This is a genomic window from Frischella japonica (assembly GCF_014489845.1).
GTDB classification, from domain to species: Bacteria; Pseudomonadota; Gammaproteobacteria; order Enterobacterales; family Orbaceae; genus Frischella; species Frischella japonica.
Window position 1 is genome coordinate 160,263 of record NZ_JABURY010000019.1, and the last position, 21,820, is coordinate 182,082.

16 protein-coding genes are annotated in these 21,820 nt (G+C 34.1%); 4 read left to right on the plus strand and 12 right to left on the minus strand.

The annotated features are described in order from the left end of the window. Positions 1–7 precede the first annotated feature (7 nt). From FcAc13_RS10000 to FcAc13_RS10010, 3 genes are all read right to left on the minus strand, one after another. A complete protein-coding gene (locus FcAc13_RS10000; protein ID WP_425499470.1) occupies positions 8–958 on the minus strand; it encodes an ABC transporter permease in 951 nt (316 codons plus the stop codon). A 73-nt stretch (positions 959–1,031) separates the two neighbouring features. Then, entirely contained in the window at positions 1,032–2,522 is a 1,491-nt protein-coding gene (locus FcAc13_RS10005) for a sugar ABC transporter ATP-binding protein (RefSeq protein WP_187756077.1), read from the minus strand. Between the two features lie 84 nt (positions 2,523–2,606). After that, positions 2,607–3,551, minus strand: a complete 945-nt coding sequence (locus FcAc13_RS10010; protein WP_187756078.1) for a sugar ABC transporter substrate-binding protein — start codon at positions 3,549–3,551, stop codon at positions 2,607–2,609. A 269-nt stretch (positions 3,552–3,820) separates the two neighbouring features. On the opposite strand from FcAc13_RS10010, the gene FcAc13_RS10015 reads away from it, so the two are divergent. From FcAc13_RS10015 to gss, 3 genes are all read left to right on the plus strand, one after another. Beyond that, entirely contained in the window at positions 3,821–4,918 is a 1,098-nt protein-coding gene (locus FcAc13_RS10015) for a GntR family transcriptional regulator (RefSeq protein ID WP_187756079.1), read from the plus strand. Positions 4,919–5,572: 654 nt separating this feature from the next. Next, positions 5,573–6,211 (plus strand): LysE/ArgO family amino acid transporter, encoded by a 639-nt coding sequence (locus tag FcAc13_RS10020; protein WP_187756080.1) that lies wholly within the window; start codon positions 5,573–5,575, stop codon positions 6,209–6,211. Between the two features lie 209 nt (positions 6,212–6,420). Then, positions 6,421–8,307 (plus strand): bifunctional glutathionylspermidine amidase/synthase, encoded by a 1,887-nt coding sequence (gene gss / locus FcAc13_RS10025; protein WP_187756081.1) that lies wholly within the window; start codon positions 6,421–6,423, stop codon positions 8,305–8,307. Between the two features lie 57 nt (positions 8,308–8,364). Here gss and proC read toward each other — a convergent pair whose 3' ends face one another. The 4 genes from proC to FcAc13_RS10045 form a co-directional block, all read right to left on the minus strand. Further along, on the minus strand, positions 8,365–9,156 hold the full coding sequence (gene proC, locus FcAc13_RS10030; RefSeq protein ID WP_187756082.1) for a pyrroline-5-carboxylate reductase: 792 nt from the start codon (positions 9,154–9,156) through the stop codon (positions 8,365–8,367). A gap of 582 nt (positions 9,157–9,738) precedes the next feature. After that, positions 9,739–10,128 carry a DUF2628 domain-containing protein gene (locus FcAc13_RS10035; RefSeq protein WP_187756083.1) on the minus strand — a complete coding sequence of 130 codons (390 nt, stop codon included), beginning with the start codon at positions 10,126–10,128 and terminating at the stop codon, positions 9,739–9,741. A 919-nt stretch (positions 10,129–11,047) separates the two neighbouring features. Then, positions 11,048–11,968, minus strand: a complete 921-nt coding sequence (locus FcAc13_RS10040; protein ID WP_187756084.1) for a LysR family transcriptional regulator — start codon at positions 11,966–11,968, stop codon at positions 11,048–11,050. 195 nt (positions 11,969–12,163) lie between these two features. Continuing rightward, positions 12,164–12,847 carry a LexA family transcriptional regulator gene (locus FcAc13_RS10045; protein WP_187756085.1) on the minus strand — a complete coding sequence of 228 codons (684 nt, stop codon included), beginning with the start codon at positions 12,845–12,847 and terminating at the stop codon, positions 12,164–12,166. A 300-nt stretch (positions 12,848–13,147) separates the two neighbouring features. On the opposite strand from FcAc13_RS10045, the gene FcAc13_RS10050 reads away from it, so the two are divergent. Next, complete coding sequence (locus FcAc13_RS10050; protein WP_187756086.1) at positions 13,148–14,326, plus strand: FAD-dependent monooxygenase; 1,179 nt, start codon at positions 13,148–13,150, stop codon at positions 14,324–14,326. Positions 14,327–14,385: 59 nt separating this feature from the next. Here the strand turns inward: FcAc13_RS10050 and gyrB are convergent, their stop codons facing one another. The 5 genes from gyrB to ompA form a co-directional block, all read right to left on the minus strand. Further along, entirely contained in the window at positions 14,386–16,797 is a 2,412-nt protein-coding gene (gene gyrB, locus FcAc13_RS10055; protein WP_187756087.1) for a DNA topoisomerase (ATP-hydrolyzing) subunit B, read from the minus strand. A gap of 42 nt (positions 16,798–16,839) precedes the next feature. Then, entirely contained in the window at positions 16,840–17,916 is a 1,077-nt protein-coding gene (gene recF / locus FcAc13_RS10060; protein ID WP_187756088.1) for a DNA replication/repair protein RecF, read from the minus strand. Between the two features lie 63 nt (positions 17,917–17,979). Next, on the minus strand, positions 17,980–19,083 hold the full coding sequence (dnaN, locus tag FcAc13_RS10065; protein ID WP_187756089.1) for a DNA polymerase III subunit beta: 1,104 nt from the start codon (positions 19,081–19,083) through the stop codon (positions 17,980–17,982). Between the two features lie 24 nt (positions 19,084–19,107). Next, positions 19,108–20,478 (minus strand): chromosomal replication initiator protein DnaA, encoded by a 1,371-nt coding sequence (gene dnaA, locus FcAc13_RS10070; protein ID WP_187756090.1) that lies wholly within the window; start codon positions 20,476–20,478, stop codon positions 19,108–19,110. 228 nt (positions 20,479–20,706) lie between these two features. After that, complete coding sequence (ompA, locus tag FcAc13_RS10075; RefSeq protein WP_187756091.1) at positions 20,707–21,762, minus strand: porin OmpA; 1,056 nt, start codon at positions 21,760–21,762, stop codon at positions 20,707–20,709. Between the last annotated feature and the right edge of the window lie 58 nt (positions 21,763–21,820).

The following is a 21,820-nucleotide window of genomic DNA, read 5'->3' on the forward strand; positions in this document are numbered from 1 at the left end:
TTTCTTTTTAGGCAGATTTACTTCGTTTTCTTTTCAAGATATCAACATAAACCGCTAAGAAAATGATTACCCCTTTCGCAACCAGTTGCCAGAATGAATTTACGCCAAGTAAATTTAGACCATTATTAATAATACCGATAACAAAAACGCCTAAAATAGTACCACTTATACGACCAATGCCTCCCGACATGGAAATGCCACCTAACACACATGCCGCAATAGCATCCATTTCATAACCCTGCGCAACAGAAGGCTGCCCTGAATACATTCGTGCAGCAAGGACAATGCCGGCAAAAGCAGCCAGAAAACCAGCAATGGTATAAACAATAATTTCCACGCGTTTAATCGGAATGCCCGATAATCTTGCCGCTTCACGATTACCACCTAAAGCGTAAATATATGTTCCTAAACGCGTTCTATTGACAATAATTAACATAACGACGATAAATACAAACATATAGATAACAGGGTAAGGAATTACGCCTAAGTAACCGGTGCCAATTGTGGTAAAGTTATCATCAAAAATACGAATTGATTGACCACCACTGTAAATAAAGCCAATACCACGCGCAATCATCATCATCGCTAAAGTAACAATAAATGGTGGTATCCCAGTGTAGGCTATTGCAGCACCATTTGCCGCACCACATAACGTACCAATAAGCAGTCCCAATAAAATAGCGGGTACGATGCCCATTTCACCAATAGAGATGAATCCAACGGTCAGCGTTCCCGCCATAGCCACAATTGAGCCTACAGACAAATCGATACCACCCAACATAATAATTAATGTCATACCTAGCGCTAAACACATATTAGTAGAGACTTGTCTTAATACCGACAACATATTATCTTGGGTAAGAAATACCGGTGTTGAAAATGCCAGAATAATACAAATTAAAATTAATGCGATTAAAATACCAATGTTGTTAATAAAGAAATCAAGAAAGTTTTTTATAATTAAATTATGTGTATTTGCATACTGGCTAGTATGATTGCTATTTAAACTGTTATTAGGTTTACTGAACATTTTAAGCTCTCCCTGTCGCTAATTTCATAATTTTTTCTTGTGAGAGTTCAGTCTGAGATAGTTCACCTTGTATTTCGCCATTAGCGACAACACAAACTCTGTCACACATGTTAATAATTTCGGGTAATTCCGATGAAATCATAATGATGGCAATACCATTAGCACATAATTCATCAATAATTTTGTATATTTCAGCTTTGGCACCGATATCAATGCCCCTTGTTGGTTCGTCTAAAATAATCAGTTTCGGCGATGTTGCTAACCATTTAGCAATAACAACTTTCTGTTGATTACCGCCACTCAGTTCACCAACGATTTTATTCGCGCTCGGTGTTTTTATATTGAGTTTTGTAATATAATTTTGAATAATTTTTTCACGTTGCTTGTGATTAACAAAACATCCATGAATAAATTGCTTGAGAACAGTTAATGACAGATTAAAACCAATACTATTATTAAGTACTAATCCCTCTTTTTTACGGTCTTCTGGCACCAAAGCAATACCTAAATCGATAGCATCTTGTGGGCAGCGTATCAAGATAGGTTTATTTTCAAAATAAATTGTACCGCTGTCATATTTGTCGACGCCAAAAATCGCCCGCATAATTTCGCTTCTTCCTGCGCCCATCAAACCGGAAAAACCGAGAATTTCACCTTTTTTTAATTGAAAATTTATGTTACTAAATACACCATTTCGAGTCAGGTTTTCTACGCTTAAAATCACATCATTGGATTGTTGATAATTACGTTGATAATAATTATTTAAACTTCGCCCCACCATCATCTTGACTAGCTCATCAATATGGGTTTGAGAAGTTTTAACCGTATCAACATATTCACCATCGCGAATAACACTAATTTGATCGGTAATAGCAAAAAGTTCATCCATACGGTGAGATATATAAATAATACTAACGTTATGTTCTTTTAATTTTTTAATCATGACAAACAATTGTTCAACTTCTTTTTCCGTTAAAGAGGATGTTGGTTCATCCATAATTAAAATTCTGACATTAAAAGAAATAGCTTTAACAATTTCGACTAGCTGTTGTTGTGCAATTGTTAGCTTATAAACGGGTGTAAGAACATCGATTGATAGGTCCATACTTGCCATCATAATCTGTGCTTTACTAATCATTTTTTTATGATCTTTCAAACCCCATTTGTTAATAGGTTCTCGGCCTAAAAATATGTTTTCGTAAATGCTGATATGTGGTACTAATACGATTTCTTGGTGGATAACATTAATCCCATAAGCTTGTGCTTCTTTGATGTTATTAATGGTGACATTTTTACCATTAATTCTTATTTCACCATGATCGGGTTTATATATACCACCAATAATTTTTATCAAGGTTGATTTACCCGCGCCATTTTCACCTAATAACCCATGAACTTCGCCTTGCTGCAATGTAAAATGCATATTTTTTAGAGCATGGACGCCAGCAAATTTTTTTTCAATCTGATTGAGTTGTAATGCAATTGGTTCCATAGTATTACCTTCTGGATTTTAATCGATTAACTAATACACGCTATTGTTATCTTTATTTTGTATATTAGTTAACCGAACTAGTCGTTATTGCCAGGCTTTAACACCATATTTTTGAATCAATTCTTCAGTAATTGGAAAGGTTGGCACAAGGATTTCTTTATCAACCTTTTCACCAGCAAGAATCTTTTCGCCAACTTTATAGCTTTCTTTCGCTAATTGAATGGGAGCTTGCGCAACAGTTAGTGTTATTTGCCCGTCTTTAAACGCTTTTTTACCATCAGGTGAACCATCAACAGTATAAATTTTAATATTTTTTAATTTATTTGATGCCTTTAATGCCACCACGACCCCTAAAGCTGATGGGTCATTAACAGCAAAAAAAGCTTGGACATTAGGATTAGCTTGAATAATATCTTCAGCAATTGGCATGGTGACTTCCAAAGCACATTTACCATTTTGTTGAGAAACGACATTAAATTTGCTACGGCTCTCGCCTAAACCAGCAAAAAATCCGTCTGCTCTTAGTACGCTAGCCCGATTAAATGGACAATCAATCACTGCGATTTTAGCTCCATCAGGAAAATCTTTAACCATCCGTTCCCCATTAATTTTGCCAGCTAAAAAGTTATCAGAAGCAATCGTACTTACAACCAGATCGTCATCACTAATTGGATTATCAATTACAACAACAGGAATATTTTTCTTTTGTGCAGCGAGCAATCCTTGGCGAATTCCTTCTGAATCAACAGCAATTAAATAAATGATATCGACTTTTTGATTAATCACGTCTTCCATCATTGAAATTTGTTTGGCTTGATCATATTGTGGATCGATCAGAATATATTGATCACCATTTTTTTTAGCAATATCAGCAAACGTATCAGAAATAGCGGTAAAAAAAGAGTTGTTTAAGGTTGATGTTATAAAAGCAAATTTTATCGGTTTATGGTCATTTTCCTTGGCGTATATTGAGTCAGTTGTAAAAAAAATCATTATTATTGTCATGAATAACGTTATCAGTTTTTTCATTTATTTTACCTCACCTACTTGCAGAATGAATAAGACATAAATCTTATGATTACTAGATCTAAATTATATTGAATAATATTATACCTAGTACATGCTAGTCTAAGAGACTCATTTTATATTACAATAACAATCCATTTTTTTTACTAGTTATGATAATGATGTCACTATTTAAGATTAACTTGTAAAAATTAAATTTAACAAGTTTATCGGTATGGCATAATGCATAATAATAAATTGTTAAGCCATAATTTTGAGGATGAAATATCAGCATGGCAAAAAAAAGTGAGCAAATATATCAGGAAATTTTAACCCACATTCAAAACGGTGTATTCGGGCTTGATGGCCCTTTACCATCAACTTCCGAATTGAGTACCATGTTTAATGTCTCCAGACCAACAATAGCTAAAGTGTATTCACGCTTAAAACAAGAAGGCTATATTGATGGTAGTCAAGGAGCAAAATATTATGTAAAACAGTTTGATAAAATTAGCAGTAAATATATATTTGGTATTTTAGCACCGAGACTTGATCAGGATGAAAGTCGGATTATTTTAGATAGTTTATATTCAGAAATAGCCAGTTTATCGAACCAATACCAATTTTCATTATTATGGGCAGGGATGTTAACGGGTAGTTATGATGTTCAGACCATTTTAAGCAATATTGAAAATGTCATCATTAATTATAAAAAGAATAATCTTAATGGTATATTTTTTTCACCTTTAGAGTTTCATCCATATGCTAAACGTATCAATGAAGGCATTATTACATGTTTAACAAAATACCAAGTACCGTGTATTTTACTTGAACGAGATTATTGTGTCTTTCCTGCGCGCGGACAAGCAGATTTAGTCAGTATAGATAATATTGCGGCAGGTTATATTGTTACACGGCATTTTATTAAGCAAGGCCATAAACGAATCGCTTTTATCTTAAAAAGTGACTCTGCTCATACCATTGCATTAAGAATCATCGGGTATAAACAAGCGTTAATGGATGCTAATATTGAATATGATAATAATTGGATTATCCAAGCATCACAAATTGACGAAAACATCATTAAGACACTCGTTAAGTTAGACGTGAAGCATGTAGTATGTGGTAACGATTTTACCGCCATGCAGCTGCTTTCATTAAATCAACGTCATTATCCTCAGCGGCGAATATTTACCATCAGTTTCGATGATGCCGAATATGCCAGTCATTTGGCACTGCCACTTTCTACTTATAAACAACCGTTGGTTAGCATTGCGCGTACTGCCGTTGAAACATTAATACAACGGGTGAATGATACCACATTACCTATTCGAACAATTTATGTAGAAGGCGAATTGGTAATTCGTAACTCTAGTGAGGTATTATTATAATTAAACAACAAATGAATAAATTAAATTTTATTGATCGTAATATGTTGTTTATTTGCTCAAATAATTAGCAGTAACGGGTAAAATTACCACATTGTTGTGGAATTTCGAGTTAAGGCAAATCTGATTATTATGTTATATACACACTGCATAAGCATAATAGCCAATTCGGAACAAAAGTTATATAACTTCACATATTTATCGGTTTGACTTCCATCTTAACAAAAAGCTCAAAATACCGGGCTTTTTTATTTAGATATTACCCTTAAATTATTGAGGCAACTAAGTAAACTAACTGAAAAAAAAATAACGTAGCCATCTTATTAAGGGTTCTATTCAATAAAACAAAAGCTAACATTCTTCAATTCTGGTATTGATTAATTTTTTCTCGGTTGGTGAAAGTAGATCCCACAACAATGGTGAAAAATAGATTGCCGTATTAACAATCGTATTTTGTATGCTGTTTATTTTTTGTTAGGTTAATTAGCATATACTTTAACGATTTTTTTAATGCAGTTAATCTAAAGAAATTATGTTTTTTTTATGCTATAGTTACCGGCTCTCACCACGTGGCATCAATATTTTGAAGATTATCGAGTAGCCCAATTCTTTATCATCAATTATTGCAAGTGCCACTTATTTTGCTTTAGGAAAACTATGCTATTAACAATACTAAAAGGTTTTACAGTCAGCTTGTCATTAATATGTGCTATCGGTGCGCAAAATGCATTTGTATTAAAACAAGGATTATTAAAAAACAATATCTTTTGGATTTGTAGTGTCTGTTTTTTGTGTGACTTTTTATTAATGACAATGGGTGTATTTGGCGTCGGTGAGATGATTAGTTCAAATCAAATCTTACTCATTATTCTTACGTTAGCAGGCTCACTCTTTTTATTTTGGTATGGTTTTTTATCGTTTCGTTCTGCGTTGAGAGGCAACTCAAGTTTTAATATTGAAAATAATAACACAAAAAAAATTAGTGTGTTATCAAGTATCTCTGCAACATTAGCCATCACCTTGCTAAACCCTCATGTTTATTTAGATACGGTAGTCATCATTGGTGGTATATCTATGACACTGATAACAACCATGGAAAAGATAGCTTTTATTATGGGTACAGTACTTGCTTCCGCCACTTGGTTTTATTCATTAGGTTACGGCGCACAAAAATTATCCGTTTATTTTACCAAACCAAAAGTATGGCGCGTAATCGAAATCGTTATTGCAATAATAATGTGGCTTATCGCTTTAAGTTTACTGTTATATTTATTTCACAATGATCTTCTACATTAAAGATATGTGGTGTTTGTTTGATAAAACAAATGCTACTTTTGATTACAACCAAAATAAACTAAAAAATAAATGTGGCAATTCGGGCGATGCTGTCTTGACTGATTTCTGGATTACCAAACATCAATTTTAGTCAATTCCGCTAGAGATTGCCTGTAAATTGGCATATGATATAAGTTATTCTAAAAGCAATAATGTATTAAGGTTTAACCATGTCTGTCAGTTTTGTCAATGAAACCGAACCCTTTGGCACTTTACTTGGCTTTGCTCCTGGTGGAGTAGCAATTTATTCTTCTGATTATACGACGATTAATAAAAATGACTATCCTGATGATATTTCCTATCGTAGTTACATTGGTCATGAATATATGGGATATAAGTGGCAATGTGTCGAGTTTGCTCGCCGTTTTTTATATATCAATTACGGCATGGTATTTACTGATGTTGGTATGGCCTATGAGATATTTTCATTAAGAATTTTACGTCGAGTTGTTGATGAAGCATTACTGCCATTACAAGCATTTGCCAATGGTAGTCAAAAAGCCCCTGTTGCAGGAGCATTACTCATTTGGCAAGAAAGTGGAATTTTTAAACACACAGGTCATGTAGCCATTATTACTGAAGTTTTTGCAGATAAAATACGAATTGTCGAACAAAATGTTATTCATCATCGATTACCAGTCGGTCAACAATGGACAAGAGAACTCCGTCTACATATAAATGACGGGCATTATGTTTTACATGATGATTTTCAAGACACTATTATTCTTGGTTGGATGATTCAAACCGATGATACCACATATAGTTTGCCCCAGCCGAGCACTCCTCTCCCCTATCGTTCAATTCATTGCGAACATTTAGACAACCATGGTCAGTTTAATGGCAAATGGTTAAATGAAAATGATGCTATTGAGCAAGCTTATGTTTTAGCCAATGGTCACAAAATTAACCATGATGATCCTTACCAATATTTTACAATGTCTGCCTGTGCCGAACAGGAGTTGATTCGTGCAACCAATGAATTACATTTAATGTATCTACATGCGACCGATAAGGTATTAAAAGATGATAATTTGTTAAAAAATTTCGATATTCCTGAAATTTTATGGCCCCGCTTACGATTATCATGGCAAAAACGGCGTTATCAAATGATTAGTGGGCGTATTGATTTTTGTATGGATGAACGTGGCTTAAAAAGTTATGAATATAATGCTGATTCAGCCTCTTGCCATACAGAATGTGGATTAATAACCCAAAAATGGGTCGAGCAAAGTGGTTTATCCATTGGTTCTAATCCTGGATCTGCCTTATTAGATAGCTTAGCTGATTGTTGGAAACATAGTGATGCTAAACAGTTTGTTCATATCATGCAAGACAATGATAGTGAGGAAAATTATCATGCCCTATTTATGCAAAAAGCATTAACTCAAGCTGGTTTTGAAAGCAAAATTCTACATGGATTAGATGATTTACATTGGGATAGTCGTGGCAGAGTGGTTGATAATGAAAATCGCAAAGTAAAATGTGTTTGGAAAACTTGGGCGTGGGAAACCGTTCTGGAACAATTACGACAAGAAAGTGAATCACAAGTAGCAGCTCCGCCGATACGCACAGGTCAAGCAGACGATAAAGTGCGCTTAATTGATGTACTATTGCGACCTGAAATTTTAGTATTTGAACCACTCTGGACCATCATTCCAAGTAATAAAGCAATATCACCGGTACTATGGGCATTATTCCCTGATCATCGTTATTTATTAGAATCAGAATTTGAACTAAACGACCAATTAATCAAAAAAGGTTATGCCGTAAAACCCATTGCTGGACGCTGCGGTAGTAATATAGAATTGGTCAATAGTAAAGAACAAGTATTAGATAAAACGCTCGGACGTTTTGCTCGCCAAGAAAATATTTATCAACAACTTTGGTGCTTACCTAAAGTAGCCAACAAATATTTACAGATCTGTACATTCACAGTGGGCGGACATTATGGTGGTGCATGCTTACGTTCTGATTCTTCGTTAGTCATTAAAGGAGAAAGCGATATGGAAGTTTTACGAGTTATTAATGATCAAGATTTTGTGCAAAATAAAACTTGATACTAAAACCTGTCCGATCCGGATAAAATATCGGGCAGGTTATCATATGGCTAATAATTACGCTTTAATTTTTGCTGAAGCTTTTACCGCTTCAATGACAGCATTACGCAAACCGTATTTTTCTAACTGAGCTATTCCTCGAATCGTCGTTCCACCTGGTGAACATACACCATCTTTTAGTTCAGCAGGTAACATTGATTGCGCCAGCAATACACTTGCAGAACCAAGTACCGCTTGCTTGCTCATCAAATAGGCTTCTTCGCGAGTTAATCCAGCCAATACTCCCGCATCAGCCAATGCCTCAATAAATAATGCCACATATGCTGGTGAACAGCCGGCTATGGTACTACTGATATCTAATTTACTTTCATCAACAATAGCAATTTTACCGATCGCCATAAATAATTGCTTAACTATTTCTAACTGTTTATTGGTAACCTGTTTGGCAGGGCTTATAGCGGTCATGCCTTGGCAAACTCTACTTGGAATATTCGGAATTGCGCGAATAATAGCCTGATGTGAGGTGAGAATTTCTTGAATTTGTGCCATAGTAAAAGATGCAGCGGTAGAAATAATCATTTGATTCCCACTAAGATAAGGTTTTATTTCTTCAAGAACACTCGGTAATATTCGAGGAATCACTGCCAAAATAATGATATCAGTTTGCTCTACGACAGCTCGATTCGTCAAGCAAAATTGACAATCTAAGTCTTTAGCTATCTGTTGCGTTTTACCACTTGTTCCACCACTTATAAACACATCTTGTGGCGTAACATATTGACTGAATATTAGGCCTTGTAATATGGCTGAGCCTAAATGACCCACGCCAATAATTCCAATTTGTTTCATTTTTATTCCTTAAATATAATTTATTCAAATTACCATCATAACGAACAATGACTATCAGCTTAGCCAAATAAAAACGCTGATATGATCTCGTAATAATATGACCATAAAATTAATGATATCATTAACTACGAATTATTATTTAATCAATAATAAAAGATAGCGGTGATAATATGAACGTTCACATTGTAAAATGCATTAATCATTTTGAAAATATTCATGAGCATAATACCTTATACCCTTTATTTAAAATTTTTCAAATTGCTATGATTAGATGATAACTAAGTGAAGTTGTAAATTTTTTTAAACATAACTTGAGATAAGTTATTTGCTACATTTAAAATGTCCAGTTTTACTACAGTTGCAATGTAAACAAAATAATTTAGAAAACGATGATAGGATAAAAACTGATAAGATACAAAATATGGCACCTTAAATAAGTTTAATTCGACCATATTTTGCAGTCTTTTCACTACTACATTAGATAAAAATCTAAATGACGCTATGTTATTTAATAAAAGAGAAATTCCAAATAAAATTTCTTTTAGCGATGATTTAAATCAATAAAATATTTAACATAAATAATTATTGTTTTAACGCTATCGAAATAGCTTCATCAGGATTATTTGCATTTATATTTGCGACAAATGCATAGCCCCTTTTAGTTAAATTGGCTTCTCTTAAACTATTTCCTTTTACACCAAGAAATATCGCGATGCCCAATTGTAACAAATTACCGAATAAACCGAAAGCGGCTGCAGATGTAGATTGCTCATAATAGTCGTAAGAGCTTGGCATCATCATGACAGAAATAATATTTATCAGTACCGCTATACCAATTAAAATAGCCGCAACCGACCACAATTTCTTAACTAGCGCCCAAATTGCGCCAAATAGGAACCCAGGCCAAGACCAACCTTGTTTTACTGCTTCAACTTTTCCATCCGCATGTTTGTATACATTATAATTTTTCATAATAACTTTGTTAATTTATTTAAAAAGGAATTGGATTGTAACCTAAAATTTAAAGAAAATAAAACTGAATTATAAGCTTTTTAATTTTAATGACTAAACATTTATATTATTTATAATTTCAATATTTCTAATTTGGCCAAATAGACATTAACTTTGTTGGGCTTTATTAGGGAGAAAAAAATAGTAAGCCTGTTGTGCCAAACAATATCATTTTAACCGTAATAATTGATAAATAGCCGATTATAATAAATACCTATGCAAACACCACATAACAGAATATTATTACGGCGAAATAATTTAAGTTAATGAAGGCGCTATATTTAAATCCTTTATTTTCTTTTAAAAATTTTATGTTAATTTTTGTCTAAGATTCGGTGATACAATAACCACAAATAAAAAAATAGTTAATATTAGTCAATATCTTGAATACTTTCCAATCTATTAAATAGAGATACCTTGAATTACGTTTTTTTTATTAATCTTATTGCTTCAATGGAGCTTTGTGCTTAAACATTCATGAAAAAATAACCTCTTTCATTAATCAACCTCTTCTAATGAATTTCTTTTTATACCTAAATAAATAATTGGTTGATAGCAAATATGAAAGGTACAAAACATTGCAGAATAAATTCTCTATAATATTTGTCATCAAACCTGCCATAATAATGCTCTAGTTCCAGTAAACCTACAATAATCTATTGAAGGATAAAAATCGCGCATTAAATGCTAGTCACTCTATTTATGAAACAGTTAATGTCCTAATCCCATTAAACAAGGTTAGCCATAACCAATCTTGTTTAAGCGCTTCGAGTTAGCCATTGATACTTTTATAACCATAATAATTTTCATCGATGTATTTATCTATTATTAAGCAATAGTAATGTTAAATTTTTAATATAAACATTTAAATATGATTAATTTATTTCAATTTAAATCCATACTCTTGAATCAGTATTTTTAATTCTTCAATATAACGCTGTGCTGATTGGCTTAATTGTACTTTTTGTGAAGTGATCCACCCCACCAATATTCGTTCATCGGTAACTAAAGGAATAGAAGCAATATCAGAACCATTGAGATCAGTACTCAGTACACCGGTACTGATAGTGTAACCATTTAAGCCATGCAGTAAATTGAATAGGGTTGCGCGATCGCTAACATGGATACTTTTTTTGTGATAAACCGTACTAAGGATTTCTTCAGCAAAGTAAAATGAATTATATTCACCTTGTTCGAATGAAAGGTAAGGAAAGTTATCAAGTTCTTCCAGTGTGATCATTTTTTGCTGTGATAATGGATGTTGTGTACTGATAAAAACGTGTGGACTCGCTTCAAACAATGGGAAAAAAGTGAGTTGATGTTCTTTTAATAAGCGCTTTATGACTTTACGGTTAAAATCATTCAAATATAAAATACCAACTTCACTACGTAAGGTTGCCACATCCGTAATAATATCGTGAGTCCGAGTTTCTCTTAAAGTAAATTCATATTCATCAGTATGATTTTTTTTTATTAAATTAACAAAAGCATTCACCGCAAAGGCATAGTGTTGCGTTGAAATACTGCAAAGTTGTTTAGATGGGATTTTACTATTATAATGTTGTTCTAATAATTCAGTTTGATCGAGAATTTGTTTCGCGTAACCTAAAAATTCAACCCCTTCCGTAGTTAAAGAAACCCCTTTGGCTGTACGTAAAAAAATTTTTATTTTAAATTCATCTTCTAACTCTTTGATCGCGGTTGATAAACTGGGTTGAGTAATAAACAGTTTTTTAGCTGCTTCATTAATTGAACAACAACGAGCAACTTCAATAATATAACGTAATTGATTTAATTTCACCGTAACGTCTCTTATAATGATAATGTAGATAATTTAAACAATGATTATCAATTTTTCATCTTAGTCTAATCATTGCTTGTTAAGCAATCAATAGTACATTCAAGATATAATTCGCATAGAAGAGAGCTTAAAAAATGTAGCCCAGTTAAAAATGGGCTACTAATTGAAGATAAATCAACTGCTTTATGGAAAATTTTAATAAAGATCTTTAATAATTTGAACAACATTACCAACAATATGATAGGAATTAAAATCGTGACGATGAACCACAATTGCTTCACATTGAGGATTATTTGCTAATAAAACCCAGCCTTCGAGTGTTATCTGAATACGTCTAACCATAGTGATATCTAAATATTCAATTAGATAAATATTACCATCTACAATATCTTTTGGTGTTGTATCTATGATTAGCCCATTATTATTCTTGATATCAGGTGCCATCATATTACCTTTAGCCCAATAAATAATTAATTTTTCTGCATTTAATCCTCGGTAACCTAACCAACCGGCTAATACAGGATAATTCATTACTGGCGGTGTCCCTCTAACATATTTTTGTGTACTTGCTTCTTCAGGTGTTGGACATTGTTTACTATAAACAGGAATCCGATAAATCGGATCATTATAATTCTGGCTATCTTCAAGTAAATCTATATCTTGAGGATTATATCCCGTCGCCAACCATGTATACGTTACATCACATTTTTCAGCTATAATGGCTAAACGATTTAAAGAAGGGTAAGTTTTACCTGATAAATAATCACGTATCACGGTTTCAGACATATCGCATTTTTTAGCAAAACTAGCAATTGAATTATTTTGCATTATCTCGGCAAGTCGATGCTTGAAATTTTGCACACTTTTATTCGTTCTCATTTTTATTTCCTATTCTATTCTTGGTACAAAATGTTAGGAACATCATTATAAATTAATTTTTTATTTATAACTATATGAATATTATGTAAATATTAAAAAAATCATTTTTTTATGAAAATAGTAAATGATTATATTTTGCAATTTAGTTAGCAATTAAAGCGATCGAACCTTTTTCGATGGTTGTCTTTGTAGCGGTATTATCGTTACGATAAATATAAAGATGATGCCGTCAGTGACTAATGAATGGCGATAAATTATGTTATTATTCACTCTACGAACTATAAATAAGACGAGGTTAGCGTGATTGATTTCGACGTTGCTATTGTTGGCAGTGGTATGGTTGGCTTAGCGACTGCTAGTGCTTTATATCGCCAAGGAATGAAAATCGCTGTTATAACGGATAATCAACAATTATATCACCACTTAGATAAAGAACGGGTTGAGATCAGAGCCTCTGCCATCAATCATGCTAGCCAACAATATTTTCAACAAATTGGCATTTGGGATAAATTGCTCCACAGTGGTAGAGTACAACCCTTTGATCAAATTGAAGTACAAGAAGTATCAGGTTTTGCGAAATTAGTGGAAAATTGTTCAGCCTATGCTTACACAAAACTAGGCTATATTATTGAAAATCAACTAATTCAAAATACCTTATATCAAAAGCTTATTGAACAAAAAAATGTTGTTTTTTTTTATCATCAAGTGACAGATCTAACGTTTAGTTCCGACCGTGCTTTTATCAAATTAGCTAATAATGAAAAAATTGCAGCAAAATTAATTATTGCTGCTGATGGTGCAAATTCATTTATACGCCAACATCAGCAAATCAAAATGTTAAAACAACCTTATCGACATCATGCAATTATTGCAACAGTACAGACTGAATTAGCTCACCAAGCATGTGCTAAACAGATCTTCTATCCTGAGGGTATTGTAGCTTTTCTACCATTATGGAAATCACATGAGAGTTGTTTAGTTTGGTCAACCCATCAGCATAATGTCAATGTACTTAACACGATGGCACCCGCTGCATTTGGTCAACAATTAAGTCAAATTACTGCTCGTTACGTTGGACAATGCAAAATAATTAGCGATCGTTATACCTTTCCACTTATCGCCCGTTACTGTATGGATACCGTAAAACCACGATTAATATTGATTGGTGATGCAGCACATACCATCCATCCTTTAGCTGGTCAAGGTGCAAATTTAGGTTTTCAAGATGCACAGCAATTAACAGATACCATAAATCATCTTTATGTTGCTCAGCATGATATTGGACTAGTCAAATTCTATCGCCAATATCAATTGAAACGTCATAAAGATACTTTGATTATGATGGCAGCAATGAAAGGTATTCAGGATATTTTTACTGGTTATAATCCAGTAAAAAGTTTTACCCGAGGAATCGGTATGAATGCCATTAATCATATTAATTGGCTGAAAAAAACAATCGTTGAATATGGAATGAAATAAGCCCAATCAAACTCCCATTGTGGGAGTTTTGATTATCATTGATAACTAATTTTTACAGATTAGAAATCCAAATTAGCTGCTTTTAGAGCATTCTCCTCAATAAAGGCACGTCTTGGCTCTACTTCATCACCCATTAAGGTAGTGAAAAGTTGATCGGCGGCAATTGCATCTTTAATCGAAACTTGTAACATCCGTCGACTGGTTGGATCCATGGTAGTTTCCCAAAGCTGTTCTGGATTCATTTCACCCAATCCTTTATAACGTTGGATTGTTAAACCACGGCGGGATTCTTTAACTAACCATTCAACCGCATCTTCAAATTTACTAACAGGTTCAACACGTTCACCGCGTTTAATGAAAGCACCTTCTTCAATTAATCCTCTAAGCTGCGCACCCAAATGGCAGATATTGCGATATTCATTACTATGAGCAAACGCTAAATCAAGCGGATATTGATTGTCAACACCATGCGTTCTAATCTTCACGACTGGTATATATAACTGTTTTTCTTCGTTATAGTTGATTTCAAAGTGATAAAGATTACCATGTTGTTCTTTTGCCTGTAAAGTATCAACTAATGTCTGTGCCCATTGCTGAGCCAGTTGCTGATTGTGTAAAATCGTTTCCGTCAATACGTCGTGATAAACTAATTCAGCCATCATCGCTTTTGGATAACGGCGTTCCATTTTTTCAATTAGTTTTTCAATTTTCTGATATTCAGCAATCAGTCTCTCCAATGGTTCACCGGCAAGGGCTGGCGCGTGAGGATTAACGTGTAATGAAGCCCCTTCTAATGCTAACGTAATTTGGAATTCCGTCATAGCATCATCATCTTTAATATACTGTTCCTGTTTACCTTTTTTCACTTTATATAACGGAGGTTGTGCAATATAGACATAACCGCGTTCGATAATTTCTGGCATTTGTCGATAAAAGAATGTTAATAATAACGTCCGAATATGTGAACCATCGACATCAGCATCAGTCATGATAATTATGCTGTGATAGCGCATTTTATCTGGATTATATTCATCGCGACCAATACCACAACCTAATGCAGTAATCAGCGTAGCAACTTCTTGTGAAGAGAGCATTTTATCAAACCGAGCTTTTTCAACATTAAGAATTTTACCTTTAAGGGGTAAAATAGCTTGATTTTTACGGTTTCGACCTTGTTTGGCTGATCCGCCAGCCGAGTCCCCTTCCACCAGATAAAGTTCCGACAATGCAGGATCTTTCTCCTGACAATCGGCCAGTTTACCCGGTAAACCACCAAGATCTAATGCGCCTTTACGACGGGTCATTTCACGGGCTTTACGCGCCGCCTCACGTGCTCTGGCTGCATCAATGATTTTTCCTACCACGATTTTAGCATCAGTTGGGTTTTCCAATAAATATTCAGACAACTTTTCAGCCATAATCGATTCAACAACAGATTTAACTTCTGACGAAACTAATTTATCTTTAGTTTGCGATGAGAATTTCGGATCAGGTACTTTTACTGAAACTACAGCGATCAACCCTTCTCTTGCATCATCGCCGGTTGCACTGACTTTGGCTTTTTTACTATACCCTTCATTTTCCATATAGGTATTAAGGGTACGCGTCATCGCACCGCGAAAACCCGCTAAATGCGTTCCGCCATCGCGTTGTGGAATATTGTTAGTGAAACAGTAAATATTTTCCTGATAACCATCATTCCACTGAAGAGCGACTTCAACACCAATTCCATCTTTTTCAGCACTGAAATAGAAAACTTTTGGATGAATTGGATTTTTATTTTTATTCAAATATTCAACAAAAGCACGAATCCCACCTTCGTAATGATAATGTTCACTTTTTCCAGTACGTTCATCAAGTAGTTTGATTGAAACGCCGGAATTTAGGAATGATAACTCTCTTAACCGTTTGGCAAGAATTTCGTATTCAAATTCAATGTTAGTAAAAGTCTCAGGACTTGGCCAAAAACGCACATAAGTACCACTTTCAGTCGTATCAGCAACGACTTTTAACGGTGCTTGCGGTACTCCTAAGTTATAAAGTTGGTGATGTTTTTTACCTTCACGGTAAATAATTAACTCTAATTTATCAGATAGGGCATTAACCACTGAAACACCCACACCATGTAAACCACCGGACACTTTATATGAGTTATCATCGAATTTACCACCGGCATGTAAAACGGTCATGATGACTTCTGCAGCCGATACACCTTCTTCTTCATGAATACCTGTTGGGATACCGCGCCCATCATCACGTACCGAAACCGAATTATCGGTATGAATAATCACTTCAATATGATTACAATAACCTGCAAGTGCTTCATCAATTGCGTTATCCACAACTTCAAAAACCATGTGATGTAGACCTGTGCCATCATCAGTATCGCCAATATACATACCAGGGCGTTTACGAACAGCATCGAGACCTTTAAGTACTTTTATACTTGAGGAATCATAAGAATTAGACATGTATTTCTCGCTAGAAAATTTTATTTTATAGAAAAGACGAAATTATCGGCTAATTATACCAGAATTTATGTGAAAAATCTTGTCATTTTCACTGATCATCGTTTGGATTTGCGATTGATCAACTGCCGTTATAAAAACTTGTGAATGCATTGATTTTAGGCGTTTGGCAAACAGTTCTCGTTTTGTCGCATCTAACTCTGAAGCAAAATCATCAATGAGATATAAACATGATTGCTGATTATGTTTTGCATAAAATTCACCTTGAGCAAGACGTAACGCACAAAGTAGTAATTTCAGCTGGCCACGAGAAAATAACGCTTCAACAGGAATATTATTAACTTTTAGTCTCAATTCAGCTTTATGAGGGCCTATTGTTGTATAACTTACAGCTTTATCGCGATCAAAATGTTCAGATAATAAATTTGCATAATCATTAGAATGCTCCCAACCCTGATAGAACTGACAATCTAATTGATATTCTGGTAAAAAATCCGCCGTTGTATTAAGGATATCATCACGAATTTGCCCGATATAATCAGCACGAATTTCACTGACTTTATTAGCAATCGGTACCAACTCTTTATCCCATGGTAATAATTGTTGATAAGAATTGGCATTTTTCAATAAAGCATTGCGTTGTTTAAGTAACCGTCGCAAATTATTCCATAAACCTATAAATTCCGGATAATGATGAAAACATCCCCAATCAACAAATGCTCGGCGATATTTAGGTCCACCTATTAATAGTTCGAATCCTTCAGGTGTAATTAATTGTAATGGTAATAATTTAGCTAAATCGGTTAGTTTATAACCATCGTTACTATCGATACGGATTTTATTTTCGCCATGACGTGATTTGGATAATCCCATTGTATGGATTTGTTCATGATTACCAATTAATTTACAAAATAATACCAGTTCAGGGTAATGATGCTGAATTACACGACTTGATAACTGATTGCGAAAAGCTCGGCCATGTCCAAGCATATAGATAGCTTCAAGAAAGCTCGTCTTACCACTACCATTATTACCGATAATAAAATTAAACGCCGTAGAAGGCATAATATCAGCACTTTCAATATTACGAAAATGGTGAATTTGGATTTGAGCAATAGTCATAATAGAACATTGATAACTACCAGCATATTGCTTTTTAGAATAAACAATATGCTGATACTACTTTTATAACCGCATTGGCATTACAACATAAGTTGCTGATTCATCATTGATATTTTCAATCTGCACACTTGACGTTGAATCGGTTAATAACATTTGGGCTGTTTCACATCTCAGTGCATTAAGTACATCGAGTAGATAAGTAACATTAAACCCAATTTCTAGTGGTTCGGCATTATATTGAACATCAATTATTTCTTCAGCTTCTTCCTGTTCAGGATTATTCGCCGTGATTTTAATACGATTATCATGAATATACAGACGAATACCACGAAATTTCTCATTGGATAAAATTGCGGCACGGGATAATGCACTTCTTAGCTCCTCACAAGGTGCTTGCAGAATTTTATCTGGATTACGAGGTAAGACCTTACGATAGTCAGGAAAACGGCCATCAATTAACTTTGAGGTAAAAGTTAAATCGGCTAAATTTACCCGTAAATTATTACTGCCAATTTGAATATTGATTAATTCGTCACTATCATTAACCAATTTAGCCAGCTCTAATACACCTTTTCTCGGCATAATAACAGAACAGCTAGTTGGAATTGTTTGCCCAACTGGTAAAGCACATACTGCTAAACGATGCCCATCTGTTGCAACCGTCTTAAGTAAATTATTTTCGGTTTCAAATAACATACCATTTAAATAATAACGAACATCCTGACTAGCCATTGAGAACTGCACTGAATCGATCAAATGCTTTAATGTTTTTTGTGGAACAAAGAAATCTGCTGCACATTGCCAATTTTCTAAATTGGGGAAATCACTGGCAGGTAAAGTTGATAAAGCAAATTTACTTCTTCCTGATTGAATGGTTAAACGATTATCTTCAAGTTTAATTGCAATTTTGGAACTAGCTGGCAAACTACGGCAAATATCTAAAAATTTACGTGCAGGCACCGTAGTTGCTCCAGATTCATTTGTTTCAATCAATGGTATCCGGGTAATCATCTCTATTTCTAAATCAGTTCCCGTCATTGATAATACATTTTCACTAACCTGTAATAACAAATTACCTAAAATAGGTAAAGCTGGCCGACTACTTAATGGCGCACTCACTAGCTGTAATGGTTTGATAAGTTTTTCACGATCAATAATGAATTTCATAATGGTTTCTTTACTTAAAAATAGTTATGTAGAAAGTGTACGAACTAAATTGGAATAATCTTCTTTGATATCATTACTTTCTTCTTTTAATTCAGCAATTTTTCGACAAGCGTGTAACACAGTGGTATGGTCCCGCCCACCAAAACCATTACCGATTTCAGGTAAACTTTTATTAGTTAATTCTTTTGCTAATGCCATTGCCACTTGTCGTGGTCTAGCAACTGAACGGGAACGACGTTTTGATAACAAATCCGAAACTTTAATTTTATAATATTCAGCGACAGTTTTTTGAATATTTTCAATGGTTACTAATTTTTCTTGCAATGCCAGTAAATCTTTTAATGCATCTTTGACAAAATCGATATTAATTGCTTTACCAGTAAAATTAGCGTTAGCAATCACACGATTTAATGCCCCTTCTAATTCTCTCACATTGGAACGCAAGCGTTTTGCAATGAAAAATGCTACTTCTTCAGGCAATTTAATATGATTCTCTTCAGCTTTTTTCATTAATATCGCAACGCGTGTTTCTAATTCAGGTGGTTCAATGGCAATTGTGAGCCCCCAACCAAAACGCGATTTTAAGCGATCTTCAACACCATCAATCTCTTTCGGATATCGATCAGAGGTCAAGATGATTTGTTGATTACCTTCCAATAATGCATTAAACGTATGAAAGAATTCTTCCTGTGAACGCTCTTTATTTGCAAAAAATTGAATATCATCAATTAGTAATGCATCAACTGAACGATAATATTGTTTAAAATCTTCAATGACATTGTTTTGTAAAGCCTTAACCATATCTTGCACAAAACGTTCAGAATGCATATAAATCACTTTAGCATTAGCTTTATTTTGAATAATTTGATTCCCAACAGCATGTAAAAGATGCGTTTTACCTAACCCCGTTGAACCATATAAAAATAATGGATTATAGGCTTTACCAGGGTTCTCAGCGACTTGCTTAGCTGCCGCATTAGCCAATTGATTTGATTTCCCTTCAACAAAGCTATTAAATGTGTGTTTAGGATTAATTCCAGAACGATAAATAACTTCTTCTGTTTTTTTAATTTCTCTAGTTTTTATTGATGGTACTGCTAGTTTTTGTTTTATATTTTGATTAATAATTTTGGCACTGGTATTAGATTGACGAAGTGAACCAACTTCAATGGATATCTTTGGGGACTGACCATTGGTTAATTGGCTTATTTGTGCCGATATTGTCGATAAATATTTGTTTTTGACCCAATCTAATACAAAACGATTTGGCGCGTAAAGATAAAGGTTGTCGTTATCAATTTCCACTTGTAATGGTCTTATCCACAGATTGAATTCAGTAGATGTTAACTCTTCTTGAAGTTGAGATAGGCATTCTTGCCAAACAGTCGCAGACACAATAACTCCAATTTGTTTGATTGTACTAATTATTCACAGGTAAGTGTCGTGAATGAGAAAATTATCAATAATAAAAAAATCATTACGCGTTAATAATCGTGGTGATACTTAAATATTGCATAAATTTGAGAAACAAATCCAGATTATTATTTTAATCAATGTATCTAAATAATCAATAAAAAACCCGGTGATCCGGGTTTTTTATTACTTGTACAGATGCCTGAAGAATTACTTAATATTGTCTTTTCTTTCTTCAACAACATATTCTTCAACAGTTTTAGCTTTCACTTCAACTTCTACACGACGATCTGGTGCTAAACAATCTTTAAGCTTAGCGCCTTTAAGTTCGTTACATTTATTGCCAGTTACTGACTGATTTTTACCTTCACCACGTACTGTGATTAAACCAGCAGGCACGCCTTGCGAAACTAAATAATTGCGAACTGCTTGAGCACGACGTTCTGAAAGTTTTTGATTATAGCTTGCAGAACCGATACGATCAGTATGACCAATAACGATAATCGCACTGTCAGAAGGATTAATTTTAACTAATGTACGGACTAACTCATTTAATGCAGCTTGCCCCTCTGGTTTAATGTCAGATTTGTTGTAGCCAAATAATACATCTTCATTAAATACATAGCGATTTTCACGTACATCACGTTCTACTGGTGCTCTTGGAACATCAGGAGAACCTAAACGATAAGTGACACCTAATGATAACATACCATTGTCTGGACGTGTTGGACCATCATTGCTAATTCGGTTAACCCATTGATACTCTAAACGAGTTGAAAAATCATCATTTAACCGATAATCAAGACCCAATGCAAATACTGGAGACACACCAGTTTCTGTATCACTACTATGATTATGTTGTTTCCATTTAGTGATATGAATAAATGCACCAGCACGCGCATAAATATCTAAATCATCAGAGATGAAACCTAACGGATAACTTGCTTTACCAGTTAAAGATACTCCATGTGCAGTTAACTTACCAGCTTTACTTCTATGGTGTCCTTTATATTCTAACTCACCAAGCCAATCATATCCCAATTCAGCGGCTAAATAAGGAGTAGCTTGAAAGCCAACAAAAGCACCACCACCAACACGGTTATTGGTTACTTTTCTCGCATCTTCTACTTTCTGTGATTTAGTATCAAAGAATTTAGACCAACCTATTTTACCACCTACATAAAATGTATCTTCTGGTAGTGCAGCATTTGCTACAGATGACATACTAGCAATTGCCACTGCTAGTGCTAAAGTCGTTTTTTTCATTTTATCCCTCAACTAAAGTGTTGTTGAAAACATATCCCAGTATTTAATATAAATTTAC